At 60.7% G+C, this 17,420-nt stretch carries 16 protein-coding genes; 6 read left to right on the top strand and 10 right to left on the bottom strand.

Features of this window, described 5'->3' with window-relative positions; all coding sequences use genetic code 11:
- Positions 1–259: 259 nt before the first annotated feature.
- The 6 genes from ACP7C6_RS23990 (at position 260) to cmoB (ending at position 6,891) form a co-directional block, all read left to right on the top strand.
- Positions 260–1,249 (top strand): GntR family transcriptional regulator, encoded by a 990-nt coding sequence (locus ACP7C6_RS23990; RefSeq protein WP_028618997.1) that lies wholly within the window; start codon positions 260–262, stop codon positions 1,247–1,249.
- Positions 1,250–1,341: 92 nt separating this feature from the next.
- On the top strand, positions 1,342–3,765 hold the full coding sequence (gene lon / locus ACP7C6_RS23985; RefSeq protein ID WP_028618996.1) for an endopeptidase La: 2,424 nt from the start codon (positions 1,342–1,344) through the stop codon (positions 3,763–3,765).
- Positions 3,766–4,023: 258 nt separating this feature from the next.
- Positions 4,024–4,413: a protease inhibitor I42 family protein gene (locus ACP7C6_RS23980; RefSeq protein WP_068934720.1), complete on the top strand. Its 390-nt coding sequence runs from the start codon at positions 4,024–4,026 to the stop codon at positions 4,411–4,413.
- A gap of 1 nt (position 4,414) precedes the next feature.
- Positions 4,415–5,059, top strand: coding sequence for a lysoplasmalogenase (locus tag ACP7C6_RS23975; RefSeq protein WP_068934718.1), 645 nt, complete (start codon positions 4,415–4,417; stop codon positions 5,057–5,059).
- Positions 5,060–5,194: 135 nt separating this feature from the next.
- Positions 5,195–5,938: a carboxy-S-adenosyl-L-methionine synthase CmoA gene (cmoA, locus tag ACP7C6_RS23970; RefSeq protein WP_068934716.1), complete on the top strand. Its 744-nt coding sequence runs from the start codon at positions 5,195–5,197 to the stop codon at positions 5,936–5,938.
- Positions 5,935–6,891, top strand: coding sequence for a tRNA 5-methoxyuridine(34)/uridine 5-oxyacetic acid(34) synthase CmoB (cmoB, locus tag ACP7C6_RS23965; protein ID WP_028618992.1), 957 nt, complete (start codon positions 5,935–5,937; stop codon positions 6,889–6,891). The genes cmoA and cmoB overlap by 4 nt, the downstream gene beginning before the upstream one ends.
- Positions 6,892–6,942: 51 nt before the next feature.
- Here the strand turns inward: cmoB and tadA are convergent, their stop codons facing one another.
- The 10 genes from tadA to lptF all read right to left on the bottom strand — a co-directional run bounded on the left by tadA (position 6,943) and on the right by lptF (position 17,402).
- Positions 6,943–7,434 carry a tRNA adenosine(34) deaminase TadA gene (gene tadA, locus ACP7C6_RS23960; RefSeq protein ID WP_028618991.1) on the bottom strand — a complete coding sequence of 164 codons (492 nt, stop codon included), beginning with the start codon at positions 7,432–7,434 and terminating at the stop codon, positions 6,943–6,945.
- Positions 7,434–8,816 carry a multicopper oxidase family protein gene (locus ACP7C6_RS23955; protein WP_311894706.1) on the bottom strand — a complete coding sequence of 461 codons (1,383 nt, stop codon included), beginning with the start codon at positions 8,814–8,816 and terminating at the stop codon, positions 7,434–7,436. The genes tadA and ACP7C6_RS23955 overlap by 1 nt, the downstream gene beginning before the upstream one ends.
- A gap of 181 nt (positions 8,817–8,997) precedes the next feature.
- Positions 8,998–9,741: a pyridoxine 5'-phosphate synthase gene (pdxJ, locus tag ACP7C6_RS23950; protein ID WP_028618989.1), complete on the bottom strand. Its 744-nt coding sequence runs from the start codon at positions 9,739–9,741 to the stop codon at positions 8,998–9,000.
- Positions 9,742–9,792: 51 nt separating this feature from the next.
- Positions 9,793–10,482 (bottom strand): DNA repair protein RecO, encoded by a 690-nt coding sequence (gene recO / locus ACP7C6_RS23945; protein ID WP_016978272.1) that lies wholly within the window; start codon positions 10,480–10,482, stop codon positions 9,793–9,795.
- A gap of 183 nt (positions 10,483–10,665) precedes the next feature.
- Positions 10,666–11,568 (bottom strand): GTPase Era, encoded by a 903-nt coding sequence (gene era / locus ACP7C6_RS23940; protein ID WP_028618988.1) that lies wholly within the window; start codon positions 11,566–11,568, stop codon positions 10,666–10,668.
- On the bottom strand, positions 11,561–12,250 hold the full coding sequence (gene rnc, locus ACP7C6_RS23935) for a ribonuclease III (protein ID WP_016978270.1): 690 nt from the start codon (positions 12,248–12,250) through the stop codon (positions 11,561–11,563). The genes era and rnc overlap by 8 nt, the downstream gene beginning before the upstream one ends.
- Before the next feature lie 150 nt (positions 12,251–12,400).
- Complete coding sequence (gene lepB / locus ACP7C6_RS23930; protein WP_028618987.1) at positions 12,401–13,255, bottom strand: signal peptidase I; 855 nt, start codon at positions 13,253–13,255, stop codon at positions 12,401–12,403.
- A 5-nt stretch (positions 13,256–13,260) separates the two neighbouring features.
- Positions 13,261–15,060: a translation elongation factor 4 gene (gene lepA / locus ACP7C6_RS23925; RefSeq protein ID WP_028618986.1), complete on the bottom strand. Its 1,800-nt coding sequence runs from the start codon at positions 15,058–15,060 to the stop codon at positions 13,261–13,263.
- 151 nt (positions 15,061–15,211) lie between these two features.
- Positions 15,212–16,291: an LPS export ABC transporter permease LptG gene (gene lptG / locus ACP7C6_RS23920; protein WP_068937361.1), complete on the bottom strand. Its 1,080-nt coding sequence runs from the start codon at positions 16,289–16,291 to the stop codon at positions 15,212–15,214.
- Positions 16,284–17,402 carry an LPS export ABC transporter permease LptF gene (gene lptF, locus ACP7C6_RS23915; RefSeq protein ID WP_028618984.1) on the bottom strand — a complete coding sequence of 373 codons (1,119 nt, stop codon included), beginning with the start codon at positions 17,400–17,402 and terminating at the stop codon, positions 16,284–16,286. Before lptF ends, lptG begins: the two co-directional genes overlap by 8 nt.
- Between the last annotated feature and the right edge of the window lie 18 nt (positions 17,403–17,420).

Here is a 17,420-nt window from a genome sequence, read left to right as displayed (position 1 = left end):
ACAACGTTTACGCAATCGGAGGATTTTGCCCAGAACTACGGGATAGATGGCGTTAACCAGTCAGAAAAAATCTTGCAAGGCCGCAGGAAAGCGCCTTCAATGAAATAATGTATCTTTTATTAATAAATACATTTTGGTGCAGAAAAGTAACATTCCCCCATTCCGAGCCCCACAAAGGTGCCGCCGCTGTGGCGCAGGGTGACAGGCGCAACTTATGAGAGAATCCCCGGCCACCGTCCCACAAGCCCCAGAGAAAGCGATGAAAGCAGCGTCCGCCCCGGCCTCCCGTTACGCGATGATTCACCAGGTATTGCGTGATGCGATCGTCAACGGCACCGCACGCCACGGCCTGGTCTTGTTGGAAGCGCCGCTGGCCGAATTGTTCGGCACCAGCCGTGTGCCGGTGCGCCGAGCCCTGGACCTGCTGCATGAGGAAGGGCTGATTTGCCGCTTCAACGGCCGGGGCTACCTGATCAACCCCGACGGCCTGGCGATGGAGCCGCTGCGCCTGCCCTTGAGCCATGCGCACCTGGGCCTCAACGGCGAAGACGAGTTGGTGGACACGCGGCCGCTGGGCGAGCGCATCGTCGAAGAGATCGGCGCGGCGCTGTCCACCTGCATCGCTTTCGGCCATTACCGCCTGGACGAACAGGCCGCCGCCGACCACTACGGCGTCAGCCGCGCGGTGGTGCGTGAAGCGCTGATGCGCCTGCGTGACCGAGGCCTAGTGGAAAAAGAGCCCTACTCCCAATGGCTGGCCGGCCCCTTGACCGCCCGTGAAGTCACCGAAGACTACGAGCTGCGCGCCTGCCTGGAGCCCGAAGCCTTGCGCCAAAGCGCCCCAAACCTCGACCGCCAATTGCTGGAAGCCATGTTGCAACGCGTGCTGGACGCTCAGGACAGCCCCCACTGCAGCCTGGAGGCCATCGAACAGATCGAGGAGGACTTGCACCAGCGCTGTCTCGCCGGCCTGCAGAACCGCAAGATCGCGGCGCTGATCCGCCAAGGACAAAGCCCTATGATCATCAGCCGGATTTTTTACCGTTTGCTGGGGATCGGCGCCGATCCGGCCATGCTGGCCGAACATCGCCTGATTCTGGAATTGCTGCTGCACGGCGCATTTGATGCGGCGGCGTTGAACCTGCGTGAGCATCTGCAACGCGCACGGCAGCGCATGCTGCAACGGTTGAAAGTGTTGTCCGTGCTGCCAGAACAGCCATTGCCGAGCTATCTGCACAAGATCAGCTGAATTCATGCAATTTGTTGCTAACTTCACGCGACCATTGAAACCACCGCTACCCCGCCCCATCTAACCTGCATACTTCCTTATGCAGGTGCCCCATGAGCGACCAGCAAGAATTCCCTGATTACGACCTCAACGACTACGCCGACCCCGAAAACGCCGAACACGAAGCGTCATCCAATACCGGCCTGGCGCTGCCCGGGCAAAACCTGCCGGACAAGGTCTATATCATCCCGATCCACAACCGGCCCTTCTTCCCGGCGCAAGTGCTGCCGGTGATCGTCAATGAAGAGCCGTGGGCCGAGACCCTGGAGTTGGTGAGCAAATCCGACCACCACTCCCTGGCCCTGTTCTTCATGGAAACCCCGCCGGAAGACCCACGCCACTTCGATACCTCCGCCCTGCCGCTATACGGCACCCTGGTGAAGGTGCACCACGCCAGCCGCGAAAACGGCAAGCTGCAATTCGTCGCCCAGGGCCTGACCCGCGTGCGCATCAAGACCTGGCTCAAGCACCACCGCCCACCGTACCTGGTGGAAGTCGAATACCCGCACCAGCCGAGCGAGCCGACCGACGAGGTCAAGGCCTACGGCATGGCGCTGATCAATGCGATCAAGGAACTGCTGCCGCTCAACCCGCTGTACAGCGAAGAGTTGAAGAATTACCTCAACCGCTTCAGTCCCAACGACCCGTCGCCACTCACCGACTTCGCGGCCGCACTGACGTCGGCCACCGGTAACGAGTTGCAGGAAGTGCTGGACTGCGTGCCCATGCTCAAGCGCATGGAAAAAGTGCTGCCGATGCTGCGCAAAGAAGTCGAAGTCGCGCGCCTGCAAAAAGAACTGTCCGCCGAGGTGAACCGCAAGATCGGTGAGCACCAGCGCGAGTTCTTCCTCAAGGAACAGCTCAAGGTCATCCAACAGGAACTGGGCCTGACCAAGGACGATCGCAGCGCGGACGTCGAACAGTTCGAGCAACGCCTGGAAGGCAAAGTGCTGCCGCCCCAGGCGAAAAAACGCATCGATGAAGAATTGAACAAACTCTCGATCCTCGAAACCGGTTCGCCGGAATACGCGGTGACCCGCAATTATCTGGACTGGGCCACCTCGGTGCCGTGGGGCGTGTATGGCGAGGACAAACTCGACCTGAAACATGCGCGAAAAGTGCTGGATAAACACCACGCGGGCCTGGATGACATCAAGAGCCGCATCCTCGAATTCCTTGCGGTGGGCGCCTACAAAGGCGAAGTCGCCGGCTCCATCGTGCTGCTGGTCGGCCCGCCGGGCGTGGGCAAGACCAGCGTGGGTAAATCCATCGCCGAGTCCCTGGGCCGGCCGTTCTATCGCTTCAGTGTCGGCGGCATGCGCGACGAGGCCGAGATCAAAGGCCATCGCCGCACCTACATCGGCGCCCTGCCGGGCAAGCTGGTGCAGGCGCTCAAGGATGTGGAAGTGATGAACCCGGTGATCATGCTCGATGAGATCGACAAGATGGGCCAAAGCTTCCAGGGCGACCCGGCGTCGGCCTTGCTGGAAACCCTCGACCCGGAGCAAAACGTCGAATTCCTCGACCACTACCTGGACCTGCGCCTGGACCTGTCCAAAGTGCTGTTCGTGTGCACCGCCAACACCCTGGACTCCATCCCAGGTCCATTGTTGGACCGTATGGAAGTGATTCGCCTGTCGGGCTATATCACCGAAGAAAAAATCGCCATCGCCAAGCGCCACCTATGGCCGAAACAGCTGGAAAAAGCCGGCGTGTCGAAAAACAGCCTGACCATCAGCGACGGCGCGCTGCGTGCGTTGATCGACGGCTATGCGCGCGAGGCCGGCGTGCGTCAGTTGGAAAAACAACTGGGCAAACTGGTGCGCAAAGCCGTGGTCAAGTTGCTGGACGAGCCGGACTCGGTGATCAAGATCGGCAACAAGGATCTGGAGAGTTCCCTGGGCATCCCAGTGTTTCGCAATGAGCAAGTATTGTCCGGCACCGGTGTGATCACGGGGCTGGCCTGGACCAGCATGGGCGGCGCGACCTTGCCGATCGAGGCGACGCGTATCCACACGCTCAATCGCGGTTTCAAACTCACCGGGCAGTTGGGTGAAGTGATGAAGGAGTCCGCGGAAATCGCATACAGCTACATCAGCTCGAACCTGAAGTCGTTTGGCGGTGATGCGAAGTTCTTCGATGAGGCCTTCGTGCACTTGCATGTGCCGGAAGGTGCGACACCGAAAGACGGCCCGAGCGCCGGTGTGACCATGGCCAGTGCGTTGTTGTCCCTGGCGCGCAACCAACCGCCGAAGAAAGGCGTGGCAATGACCGGTGAGCTGACGTTGACCGGGCATGTACTGCCGATTGGCGGCGTGCGCGAGAAAGTGATCGCGGCGCGGCGCCAGAAGATCCATGAGCTGATCCTGCCGGAGCCGAACCGTGGCAGCTATGAAGAGTTGCCGGAATACCTGAAGGAAGGCATGACGGTGCACTTTGCCAAGCGCTTTGCGGATGTGGCCAAAGTGCTGTTCTGACTGCTATGAGATGCCCGGCCTGGCCCCTGTGGTGAGCGGGCTTGTTGTGGTGAGCAGGCTTGCCCTGCGTTGGGCTGCTAGCAGCCCCTCTTAAAAAACACCCCATTTTCCTGGAAAAGTGGGGTCGTCAGTTTTGGGCCTGCTTCGCAGTCCAGCGCAGGGCAAGCCTGCTCACCACAACAAGCCCGCCGCGGTCTTGTCACACCTTGTCTCATCTTCGGTTATGCTCGCCCTTCGTCGTGAATCAACGGAGCCCCCATGACCGCTGCCCGCCTGCTTCTCCCCCTGAGCCTTGCCCTGCTGGCCGCGTGCGCCAGTGCACCGAAGCAAAATATCACCGTGGACAATCAGAGCGCCTGCCCGCTCCAGCTCAAAAGCGGACAAAACCTGATCCTCACCCTGCCAAGCAACCCCACCACCGGCTACCGTTGGGCCATCCAGGATTCCGCTGGGGGCGTGCTGCGCGCGTTGAGCCCTGAGGTCTACAGCAGCACGGAATCCGGCGTGATCGGTGGCGGCGGCCAGTCGACCTGGCGCTTCCAGGCTTTCGCCACCGGCCAGGGTCGTTTGCGCCTGACCTCCCAGCAACCCTGGGAACCGGAAGCCGAACCCGTCGAAACCTTTGACTGCGCCATCACGGTGAACTGATATGCCATGGCTGATTCTTGCGTTGATGGGCGCCGGCACCTTTATCTACGGCCTTGCCACCCATGCCACCTTGTTGTGCCTGTTGGTCAAACCTTTGCCGGTACTGGCACTGCTGGGCTGGCTGCATGACGCGCCGCCCACCGACTATCGACGCTGGATCAGCCTGGGGCTGATCTTTTCCCTGGTGGGCGATGTACTGCTGGCCTGGCCGGGCGACCTGTTCATCTTCGGCTTGGGTGCCTTCCTGTTTGCGCATTTGGCGTACCTCAAAGCCTATTTCAGTGACTGTCGCCGCTTGGCGCTGCTGCCGCTGGTAGTGGCGCTGGGCGTGGGTGCGATCCTGCTGAGCATCCTGATCTCCCATGGCCTGGGCGACCTGCTGATTCCAGTGGTGGTTTATGCAACCGTGATCAGTGCCATGCTCTGGCGTGCGTTGGCGCGACTGGGCAGCGACGTGCCGAAACGCTCGGCATGGCTGGCGGCGGCAGGTGCGGTGTCGTTTGTGTTTTCTGACACGCTGATTGGTATCAATCGGTTTGTGGTGGCGTTCGATGCCGCGCCTTATTTGCTGATCACCACGTATTGGCTGGGCCAGTGGGGCATCACTGCCTCGGCTTTCCATCAGAAACACTCCAACCCTCTGTAGGAGCTGGCTTGCCAGCGAAAGACCCACAGGCGCCACGTTCATCCAGAATCTCTGCGTAATCGTTAACGACCATCGCAGGCAAGCCAGCTCCTACGCTAAAATGCCGGCCTTTCCCCAATCGTCGCCGGAACAACCGTGAGCAAAGAACCCGATCGCCTATTCGCCCAGCCCCTGCCCCAGGTGCCGGACTTCGCCTTTAACGAGGACGTGGTGCGGGTGTTCCCGGACATGATCAAGCGCTCGGTGCCCGGCTACCCGACCATCGTCGAGAACCTCGGCGTACTCGCCGCGCAGTTCGCCCAACCCAACAGCGTGCTGTATGACCTGGGATCCTCGCTTGGCGCGGTGACCCAGGCCCTGCGCCGCCATGTGCGCACCGACGGTTGCCGGGTGATCGCTGTGGATAACTCGGCCGCGATGGTCGAGCGTTGCCGTGAATACCTCAATGGCCAGGACTCGATGTTCCAGGAGCTGCTGCCGGTCGAGGTCATCGAGGGCGATATCCTCGCGCTGCAGTTCCAGCCGGCCTCGGTGGTGGCGTTGAACTTCACCCTGCAATTCATCGCGCCCGATGAGCGCCTGGCGCTGCTCTCGCGCATCCGCCAATCATTGTTGCCGGGCGGTGCATTGATCCTTTCGGAAAAGCTGCGCTTCAATGATCCCGAAGAACACACGCTGCTCACCGATCTGCACATCGCGTTCAAACGCGCCAACGGCTACAGCGAACTGGAAATCGCCCAGAAGCGCAGCGCCATCGAAAACGTCATGAAGCCCGACAGCCTCGAAGAACACCGCGAACGCCTGTTGGCGGCAGGGTTCTCGAAAGTCGTGCCGTGGTTCCAGTGTCTTAACTTTGCCTCGTTGATTGCCTTGCCATGATTGATCTGTCCCCCCTCGCCCGCCATCTGGTCGGCACTCCTTTGGCCGTGTGGGCCCAGGGCCTGCAAGCGCAACTCGATAGCAAGATGGAAAAGGGTCATGGCGATCTGGAGCGCTGGCAGAGTGCGCTGGATGCACTGCCAAAAATCCAGCCCAGCGAAGTGGATTTGCTCAACGGCCTGACACTCGATACCGACTGCGACGAAGACACCCGTGTGCAGATGCATGCCGCGCTGATGGGCCTGAGCCCTTGGCGCAAAGGGCCGTTCCACCTGTTCGGCGTGCATGTGGACACCGAATGGCGCTCGGACTGGAAGTGGTCCCGCGTGGCACCGCACCTGAACCTGAAGGGCAAGCGCATCCTCGACGTGGGCTGCGGCAACGGTTACTACATGTGGCGCATGCTCGGCGCCGGGGCCGACAGCGTGATTGGCGTTGATCCGAACTGGTTGTTCTTCTGTCAGTTCCAGGCGGTTCAGCGTTATCTGTCAGAACCCAAGGCTTGGCACCTGCCGTTCCCGTTCGAAGACCTGCCGTCGAATCTGGAAGGCTTCGACACGGTGTTTTCCATGGGAGTGTTTTATCACCGCCGTTCGCCCATCGAGCATTTGCTCGCGCTGAAAGACACCCTGGTCAAGGGCGGCGAACTGGTCTTGGAAACCCTGGTGGTCGAAGGCGATCAGCAACAAGTGCTGGTGCCGGAAGATCGCTACGCGCAGATGCGCAACGTGTGGTTCCTGCCGTCGGTGCCCGCGTTGATGCTGTGGCTACGGCGTGCCGGGTTCAGTGATGTGCGCTGTGTGGATGTGAGCGTCACCACCGTCGAGGAACAGCGTGGGACAGAGTGGATGAAGTACCAGTCGCTGAGTGATTTCCTTGACCCGGAAGATCACAGCAAAACCATCGAAGGGCTGCCGGCGCCGATGCGGGCCGTGATCATCGCCAAAAAATAAACGCACCACCCCTGTAGGAGCCCGGCTTGCCGGGCTCCTACAGAGAGCGAGTCAGGCTTTTGCCCGGCGCGCCTTGAAGAATTCGCTCAAGACCGTCCCGCACTCTTCTGCCAGTACCCCGCCTTCAAACAACACCCGATGATTCAAAAAGCCCTGGGTAAAAAACTGCCCCTGGCTTTGCACGATCCCCGCCTTGGGTTCCAGCGCGCCGTACACCACCCGCGCAATCCGCGAATGCACGATCAGCCCCGCGCACATGCTGCACGGCTCCAAAGTCACATACAGGGTGCTGCCCACCAGGCGGTAATTGCTGATAGCTTGCGCGGCGGCGCGGATGGCGACCATTTCGGCATGGGCGCTGGGGTCGTTGCCGCTGATGGGACAGTTGAAGCCACGGCCGATGATTTCACCGTCCTGCACCAACACAGCGCCTACGGGGACTTCACCCAATGCAGCGCCTTGGGCGGCAAGGGCCAGGGCTTCGCGCATGAAGTCCTGGTCGCGGCTGCGGTCGATGATCGCGGTGGGGCGAAACTGGCGCATCACGCCACCTCGATGGCGGCCATCAGGCCGGTTTCCATATGGTCGATCACATGGCAGTGGAACATCCACACCCCAGGGTTATCTGCCACCAGCGCCACGCGGGCGCGCTCGTTTTTACCCAGCAGATAGGTGTCGGTGAAATACGGGATCACCTTGTGGCGGTTCGAGGCGATCACCTTGAAGCTCATGCCATGCAGGTGGATCGGGTGCTGGTACTGGGTCATGTTCTTCAATTCAAAAATGTAACTCTTGCCCTTTTCCAGCTTGGCAATCGGGCGGTCGGCGCAGGTCTTGTCGGTGATGTCCCAGGCCTTGCCGTTGATCTGCCACAGGCTGGGTGGCTTGCCATTGTCGGTATTCACGGAGACCGAGCCCACCCACTCGAAATTGAAGTTGAGTTTCTCGGCATTGGCCAGGTCCGGCTCGGCAATCGGGTTGGCCGGCAGCGCTGGCGGCCATTCGGTCGGCGCGTCGGTGTTGGTCACCGAACGGAAGGTGCCCAGGCGCACCGGACCATTGCGGATCGACAGTTCTTCGCCAGCCGGCGGTGCCTTGATCGCCAGGCAGATGCGCATGCCCGGGCCCAGCCAGTATTCCTTGCCAAGCGGTCGCGGCTCAATGGGGTTACCGTCCAGCGCGTAGATCTGTGCTTCAACGTCGGGAATATTGATGCGATAGGTCAAGGTGTTGTCGAGGTTGAGCAGCCGCACGCGCGTAATCTGCCCGGCCGGCAGATCGATCACTGCCTGGGACACGCCGTTGATCGTCGACAGCCGCCCCGCCGTGCCGCCACGCGCCGCTTCACGGGGAATGCTGAAGGCCACGAAAGCGCCCTCTTCGTCCACGTGCCAGCTTTTCAGGCTTAGAGTGCGTTCATGTTTGAAACCGGTGGGTTCGCGTTCCTCGATGATCAGCGGGCCGACCAGGCCACGGCCGAGTTCTTCGCTGCTGTTCACGTGGGGGTGATACCAGTAGCTGCCGGCGTCGGGCACGCGGAATTTGTAATCGAAATATTCACCGGGCAGCACCGGCAATTGCGAGACGTAGGGTACGCCGTCCATTTCCAGTGGCAGGCGGATGCCATGCCAGTGAATGGTCGTGGCGACCGGCAGGTGGTTGATAAAACGCACCCGCAGCCATTCGCCCTGGCGCACGCGCAACTCGGTGCCCGGCGCGGATGGGCCGAATGCCCAGGCTTCGGTCTTGTGCCCCGGTACCAGTTCCACGTCCAGCGGTGCGGCGATCAGTTCGTAATCGTGCCCGGCCTCGGCCTCGGCGACTTTCCCCAGCCAGTAGCGGTAGGCGCCACCGGCACCGGCGCCCACTACGGCCAGGCCTGCGAGACCACCCAGGATTTGTCGACGGGAAAAGGATCGGGACACAACAACCTCACGTATCTGCCGCAGGCCCAAGGCCTGCAAAGGGCAGATACGATACACCTGCCCCGGCTGTAGGAGCGAGCTTGCTCGCGAAAGACCTGAGAACAACTCGAAAAGCCAGGCTCCCCGCGTCATCGTTAACGACCTTCGCGAGCAAGCTCGCTCCTACAAAATGATCGACGGATCAGGCCTTGGCAGCGCCCAGGATCAGGGCTTTCATCTCAGCCACCGCACCTTTGAAGCCGACGAACAGCGCATGAGCCACCAGCGCATGGCCGATGTTCAGCTCGTTGATGCCCTTGATCGCGGCCACGGCTTCGACGTTGTGATAGTGCAGGCCATGCCCGGCGTTGACGATCAGGCCTTCCTTGAGGCCGCAGCTCACGCCGTCGATGATGCGCTGCAGCTCGTCGGCCACTTCGGTGGGCGTGGTGGCATCGGCGTAGCGGCCGGTGTGCAGTTCGATGGCCGGCGCACCGACACGACGCGACGCTTCGATCTGGCGCTCGTCGGCATCGATGAACAGTGAGACTTCACTGCCGATTTTCGACAAGCGCTCCACGGCAGCCTTGATCCGTGCTTCCTGGCCGGCCACGTCGAGGCCGCCTTCGGTGGTCAGTTCCTGGCGGGTTTCCGGCACCAGGCAGATGTGCGCCGGGCGGATGCGCTCGGCGAACTGCATCATTTCTTCGGTGACGCCCATCTCGAAGTTCATGCGGGTTTGCAGCACCTCCTTGAGCATCAGCACGTCACGCTCCTGAATGTGGCGGCGGTCTTCGCGCAGGTGCACGGTGATACCGTCGGCACCCGCTTCTTCGGCGTCCAGCGCGGCCTTGACCGGGTCAGGGTAACGGGTGCCCCGGGCCTGGCGCAGGGTAGCGACGTGGTCGATGTTGACGCCAAGAAGAATGCGATTGCTGGTGGTCACGGAAGCGCTCCTGAAAAGGGAAAGAATCGGTGCACAGCATACACGGGGATGTCAGGGCTTTCGAAACAACTCGCGACTGACCAACGGCCGGCCGCCCAAGTGCACGGCCAGGGCCTGGCGCATCAGGCGCTTGGCGGCGGACAAGGCGCCGGGGGCGGTCCAGTCGGCTTCGCTCATGGCCAGCAATTCCGTGCCTTGGAACAGGCCGGGTTGCAGCAGGTAGACGCGTTCGAGACCGGCATCGACTTGCAGGCGGTACATGCCATCAGCGGCGATGGGGTCGCCGTGCAGGTCGTTGGCCAGTTCGAAGCCGTAGCCCAGGTCATCGAGCAGGCGCCATTCGAAGGCGCGCAGCAGTGGTTCCAGAGGACGGCCTTCGGCCAGCGCCAACAAGGTGGCAGCGTAGTGATCGAAGACGGCCGGGTGCGGGTCTTCGGCGGGGAGCAGGCGGATCAACAGTTCATTGAGGTAGAGACCGCTGAACAGCGCCTCGCCATTGAGCCAGGCAGAAGTACCGACGCTTTCCATGCGACCGACATTTTTCAACTCGCCTTTGCCGCGAAACTCCACGTCCAGAGCCACAAATGGCCGTGCCAGCGTGCCCGCCTTGCCGCGCGCACTGCGCAAGACAGCGCGCAGGCGGCCTTGGGGCGTGAGGAAGTCCACCAAGGCGCTGGTCTCGCGGTAGGCACGGCTGTGCAGGACGTAAGCGAGTTGGCTGGGGGGTGGGGATTGGGACATTGAAGCCTCATTGCTTCTGTGGTGAGCGGGCTTGCCCCGCGCTGGGATGCGAAGCAGCCCCAGTCAAATAACCGGGGTTCATTCGGTCAGATCTCGGGGCCTGGTGTTAGGGCTGCTTCGCAGCCCAGCGCGGGGCAAGCCCGCTCACCACAACAAGCCCGCCCCGCATCACCAGCGGTGCTCTTACAGGTCGCCGTAGCCCAGCGAGCGCAGTGCACGCTCATCATCGGACCAGCCACCCTTCACCTTCACCCACAGGTTGAGCATGATCTTGGAGTCGAACAGCAACTCCATGTCCTTGCGCGCTTCGGTGCCGATGCGCTTGATGCGCTCGCCCTTGTCGCCAATGATGATCTTCTTCTGGCCGTCACGTTCGACGAGGATCAGCGCATGGATGTGCAAGGTCTTGCCCTGCTGCTTGAACTCTTCGATCTCGACGGTGATCTGGTACGGCAGCTCGGCGCCCATCTGGCGCATGATTTTCTCACGCACCAGTTCGGCGGCAAGGAAACGGCTGCTGCGGTCGGTGATCTGGTCTTCCGGGAAGAAGTGCTCGTTCTCCGGCAAGTGCTCGGCGATCACACGCTCCAGAGCCTCCAGGTTGTGACCGTGCTGGGCGGAGATCGGGATGATCTGCGCGTTCGGCAGTTGTTCCTGCAGCCAGCTCAGGTGCGGCATCAACTCGGCTTTGTCTTCGATACGGTCGGTCTTGTTCAGCGCGACGATCAACGGGCCGGTGACGTACTGCACACGCTCCAGGACCATCTGGTCTTCGTCGGTCCACTTGGTGCGGTCGACCACGAAGATCACCACGTCGACGTCTTTCAACGCCGCCGAAGCGGTCTTGTTCATGTAGCGGTTCAGGGCTTTCTCGCCACCTTTGTGCATGCCTGGGGTGTCGACGTAGACCGCTTGCACGTTGCCTTCGGTCTTGATGCCCAGCATGTTGTGGCGGGTGGTCTGCGGCTTGCGCGAGGTGATCGCGAGCTTCTGGCCGAGGATGTGGTTCAGCAGCGTGGACTTGCCCACGTTCGGGCGGCCGACGATGGCAACATAGCCACAGCGTGTTGCGGTTGAATCAGTCATGGCCATTCTCCACGCCCAGGGCAATCAGTGCTGCAGCGGCCGCTACCTGTTCGGCAATACGACGGCTCACACCCTGACCTCGGCTTTTTTCGTTCAGTAAGGTGATTTCACATTCCACGAAGAATACGCGGCAATGCGGCTCACCCTGGATATCCACCACTTCGTAGCGTGGCAGTTCGCAACCACGGGACTGCAGGAATTCCTGCAGGCGGGTCTTGGGGTCTTTGTTGGTGTCGACCAGCGTGAGGCTTTCAATCTCGGAGGTCAGCCACGCGGTGACGCGCTCCTTGGCCGCTTCCATGCCTGCATCGAGGTAGATGGCACCGATCAGCGCTTCGAGAGCGTCAGCCAGGATCGATTCACGGCGGAAACCACCACTCTTCAGTTCACCGGAGCCCAGGCGCAGGTACTCACCCAGGCCGAAACCACGGGCCAGCACGGCCAGGGTCTCGCCTTTCACCAGGCGGGCGCGCAAGCGCGACAACTGGCCTTCACGGGCTTGGGGGAAGCGCTCGAACAGGGCTTCACCGGCGACGAAATTGAGGATGGCATCACCGAGGAATTCCAGGCGCTCGTTATTGCGCCCTGCAAAGCTGCGGTGTGTGAGGGCAAGGACCATCAGTTCCTGGTCCTTGAAGGTGTAGCCGAGCTGGCGCTCGAGACGACTTAGAGAAACGCTCACGGTTTACCCATATCTGTTTGGTGGCACCGGCGGCCATCGACGATTGACGCAGTGTTCAAATTCAAATCCTGGTTGGTGCAGCATGAGGCAGGACAGATTTGTCCCCACCCCAGAAAAGCATTCGGCGCTGTGTTCACAGCGCCGCCTGTATTACTTGATCAGCCCGACCCGCGAGAAGTTCGGCAAGTGGCTGAGTTTGGGTTCCGGCCAGCTCATCCAGACCGCGAAGGCCTTGCCGACGATATTCTGGTCGGGAACCATGCCCAGCAGGTCCTTGGGAATGTTTGGGTCATCCCAGTACCGGCTGTCATTGGAGTTGTCGCGGTTGTCGCCCATCATGAAGTAGTGCCCGGCCGGCACTGTCCACTGGCCGTCAGGCTGGGCACGGTAGCGGCTCATTTCCTTGCGGATTTCGTGCTCTACCGTACCGAGTTTTTCCTGGTACAGCTCGGCGCTGCCCAGGCTGTTCGGCTCGGAGCCGATCAGTTTCTCGGCCACCGACTCACCATTGATAAGCAGGCGCTTGTCGCTGGTGTAGCGGATCACGTCGCCCGGCAGGCCGACCACGCGCTTGATGTAGTTGACGTTCGGGTCGCTCGGGTAGCGAAACACCATCACGTCGCCGCGCTGCGGATCACCGACTTCGATGACCTTCTTGTCGATCACCGGCAGGCGGATCCCGTAGGAAAACTTGTTCACCAGGATGAAGTCGCCGACGTCCAAGGTAGGTTTCATCGACCCCGAGGGGATCTGAAACGGCTCCACCAGGAACGAACGCAGCACCAGCACGATGAACAACACCGGGAAGAACGACTTGCCGTATTCAACCAGCAAAGGCTCTTTGTTCAGCTTCTCGATCACCACGCCATCGGGCTGGCTGACGCTGCCCTGATAGGACGCGATAGCCGCCCGCCGACGCGGGGCGAAGAACACCAGATCGAGCAACGCCAGGAGACCGCAAACGGCAACGGCGATGACCAGCAACAGCGGGAAATTTAGCGACATAGGACCTAACTATCCAACCTGAGCACCGCAAGGAAGGCTTCTTGTGGAACTTCCACGTTACCTACTTGCTTCATGCGTTTTTTACCGGCCTTTTGCTTCTCAAGCAGCTTGCGCTTACGGCTTACGTCACCGCCGTAGCATTTGGCCAGTACGTTCTTTCTGAGTGCCTTGACGGAGGTCCGCGCAATGATCTGCCCGCCAATGGCGGCCTGGATCGCTACGTCGAACATCTGGCGCGGAATCAGTTCTTTCATCTTCTCGGTCAACTGGCGACCTTTATAGTGCGCGTTGTCCTTGTGCACGATCAGTGCCAGGGCATCGACCTTGTCGCCGTTGATCAACACATCCAGTTTCACCAGATTAGCCGATTGGTAACGGTCGAAATGGTAATCCAGCGAAGCATAGCCGCGGCTGGTGGATTTGAGGCGGTCGAAGAAGTCCAATACCACTTCGTTCATCGGCATGTCGTAGGTCACTTGGACCTGGGTGCCGAGGAACAGCATGTCGCGCTGCACGCCACGCTTTTCAATACACAGGGTAATAACGTTGCCCAAGTGCTCCTGCGGAACCAGGATATTGGCCCGCACGATAGGCTCGCGCATGTCTTCGATCGCCGAGAGATCCGGGAGCTTGGACGGGTTGTCGACGTAAATCGTTTCACCGGTTTTCAGCAACAACTCGAAAATAACCGTTGGCGCGGTGGTGATCAGGTCCAGGTCGTATTCGCGTTCGAGGCGCTCCTGGATGATTTCCATGTGCAGCATGCCCAGGAAGCCACAGCGGAAGCCGAAGCCCAGGGCGTCGGAGCTTTCCGGGGTGTACTGCAACGACGAGTCGTTGAGGGTCAGCTTTTGCAGGGCCTCGCGGAAGTCTTCGAAGTCATCGGAACTGACCGGGAACAGACCCGCGTAGACCTGCGGCTGGATGCGCTTGAAGCCTGGCAGCACGTCGACATCCGGCGTGGAGCTCAGGGTCAGGGTGTCACCCACCGGCGCGCCGTGGATGTCCTTGATACCGGCGATGATGAAACCCACTTCACCGGCTTTCAGATCAACGGTCGCGGTGTGCTTGGGGTTGAAGACACCGACGCTGTCCACCAGGTGGATCTTGCCGGTGGATTTGACCAGGATCTTGTCGCCCTTCTTCACACGGCCGTGGCGCACGCGTACCAGGGAGACAACGCCCAGGTAGTTGTCGAACCAGGAGTCGATGATCAACGCTTGCAGCGGATCTTCGTAGTTGCCGGTCGGGGCTGGAATGGTCTGCACCAGACGTTCGAGCACTTCGTCGACACCCAGGCCGGTCTTGGCGCTGCAGGTGACGGCGTCGGTGGCGTCGATGCCGATGATCTTCTCGATCTCTTCCTTGACGCGCTCAGGCTCGGCCTGAGGCAGGTCGATCTTGTTCAGCACGGGCATGACTTCCAGGCCCTGCTCGATCGCGGTGTAGCAGTTGGCAACCGACTGCGCTTCCACACCCTGCCCTGCGTCAACCACCAGCAAGGCACCTTCACAGGCCGCCAGGGACCGGCTGACTTCGTAGGTGAAGTCGACGTGGCCTGGGGTGTCAATGAAGTTCAGTTGGTAGGTGATGCCGTCTTTGGCTTTGTAATACAGCGTAACGCTGTGGGCCTTGATGGTGATCCCGCGCTCGCGTTCGAGGTCCATGGAGTCCAGCACCTGGGCTTCCATTTCACGCTCGGCAAGGCCGCCGCACATCTGGATGAATCGATCGGCCAGCGTCGACTTACCATGGTCAATGTGGGCGATGATGGAGAAATTGCGGATATGACTCAAATCACTCACGGATCAACACTCAAAAAGGCTGCAGGCAGATTGCCCGCTGAAAAATAGCCGGGAATTGTACCTGATGCTCAGGCCAGACGTCATCTTTGCTGACCAGAACAAAAATGCCCCGATCTCTCGACCGGGGCATTTTTTGTTCATAAGCGCGGAATCAACCGGCCCGGCGCAACAGCCAGAAACCGGCCAACGCGCAGATGGCCGTGGGCACCAGCACCGCAAACAGCGGCGAGAAGCCAAACACCAGGCTCGACGGGCCGAGCAGGTCCTGGGCAATGCGGAAGGTGAAGCCCACCAGCACGCCCGTGAATACGCGCTGCCCCAAGGTCACAGAACGCAATGGGCCAAAGATGAAGGAAATTGCCATCAGCACCAACGCGGCAGTCACCACCGGTTGCAACACCTTGACCCAAAATGCCAGCCAGTAGCGGCCATTGTTCAAGCCCTGGTCCTTCAGGTAGTGGATGTAACCCCACAACCCGGAGATCGGCAGGCTTTCCGGGATCATCACCACGGTATTCAACAGTTCCGGCTTGAGGGCAATATCCCACTCCTGGCTCGGCACGTTGATCACTTCGGTGCTGGCCTTGGTGCCCTGGCCGACGTTACGAAAATAAGTAGTGGTAACGTCGCTGAGTTGCCACTTTTCACTGCCGTATTGCGCACGTTTGGCGAAGCTTGACTCCAACAGGTGACGCTCTTTGTCAAACGTATAGCGCGTGACACCAATCAACAGGCCGCCCGGCTGCACGGCGTTGATATGAATGAATTCTTCGCCCTGGCGGTGCCACAGGCCGTGCTTGGCGCTTTGTGCATCGCCTGAACCCTGGGCCAGGGCGCGATTGGCCTGGGCCGTGGTTTCGGCCGGCGGCGCGACGTATTCGCCGATCAGCACGCTGCACGCCATCAGCAGCAGCATGGGTTTCATGACCGCCCAGACGATTCGACCAATGGACACGCCAGCAGCGCGCATGATGGTCAGTTCGCTATTGCTGGCCAGGCTGCCCAGGCCGATCAGGCAGCCGATCAGCGCGGCCATCGGCATCATGTCGTAGAGGCGACGTGGCGCGGTAAGGGCCACGTAGCTCAGCACGTCCCACACGGTGTAGGTATCGCTGACGTTGCCGACTTCATCGATGAAGGCAAACAACGAGGCCAGACCGAGGATGATGCCCAATACCGCCAGGATGGCGATCAGTACGCTGCTACCAATGTAGCGATCGAGCTTAGCCACGAGCCAACTCCTTCTGGCCACGACGGCTCATCATTTTCAAACGGATCGGTTCCCAATAGAGCAGGCCCAGGCCAATCACCAGGAAGATCCCGTGCACCCACCACAGGCCGAGGGTCGGCGACAGCTTGCCTTTCTCCAGGGAGCCACGGGCGGAAATCAGGATGGTGAGGTAAGCCATGTACAGCAGAATCGCCGGCAACAGCTTGAGGAAGCGGCCCTGGCGTGGGTTGACGCGCGACAGCGGCACCGCCATCAAGGTCACGATGAACACCAGCAACGGCAGGGAAATCCGCCATTGCAGCTCGGCAATCGAGCGCAGTTCCTTGCTACCGAACAGCTCGGTGGTCGGGATGGCGTCGCGGTCGGTGACTTCGTCGCTGATATCCGGACGGGCCAGCATCACGCCATAGGTGTCGTACTTGATCGCACGGTAATCGGCCATGCCCGGGCTGCCATCGTAGCGATAGCCATTTTCCAGGATGAGGTAGCGACTGCCGTCAGGACGCACTTCCTGGCGACCGGAATCGGCCACCAGCACGGAAATGCCACGGTCTTTCTTGTCCTGGCCCAGACGCTTCTCGGAGATGAACACGCCGCCCAAGTTGGCACGGTCGTCGGTCAGGGTTTCGGTGTAGGTCACCCGCGAACCGTCATTGAGCGCCTGGAAGCGGCCGGGTTCAAGGGTGTCGAACTCGGTCATCGCGTCCTGTTTATTCAGTACCAGTTGGAACTGCATGGCACCTTGTGGGGCCAGGCTCAGGCTCAGCCAGGCCACGATCAGCGCAACGCCGGCGGCCGGGATCATGGTCATGCCCAACAGGCGCTGTTGGCTCATGCCGGTGGCCGAGAGCACGGTCATTTCGCTTTCGAGGTAAAGGCGGCCGTAGGCCAGCAGGATCCCGAGAAACAGGCCGAGCGGCAGGATCAGCTGCAGGAAGCCCGGCAGACGAAAGCCCATGATCAGGAACAGCGAGCCCGGATCCAGGGCGCCGGAGGCAGCCTGGGCCAGGTATTTGACGAAACGACCACTCATGATAATGACCAGCAATACCGCACTCACGGCACTCAGGGTCAACAGGACTTCGCGGGACAGATAACGGAAGACGATCAAACCAGACACTCCAGGGTT

The organism is Pseudomonas sp. TWR1-1-4 (assembly GCF_049897165.1).
Taxonomy (GTDB): Bacteria; Pseudomonadota; Gammaproteobacteria; order Pseudomonadales; family Pseudomonadaceae; genus Aquipseudomonas; species Aquipseudomonas canadensis.
This window is presented reverse-complemented; position numbering and strand designations above follow the sequence as displayed.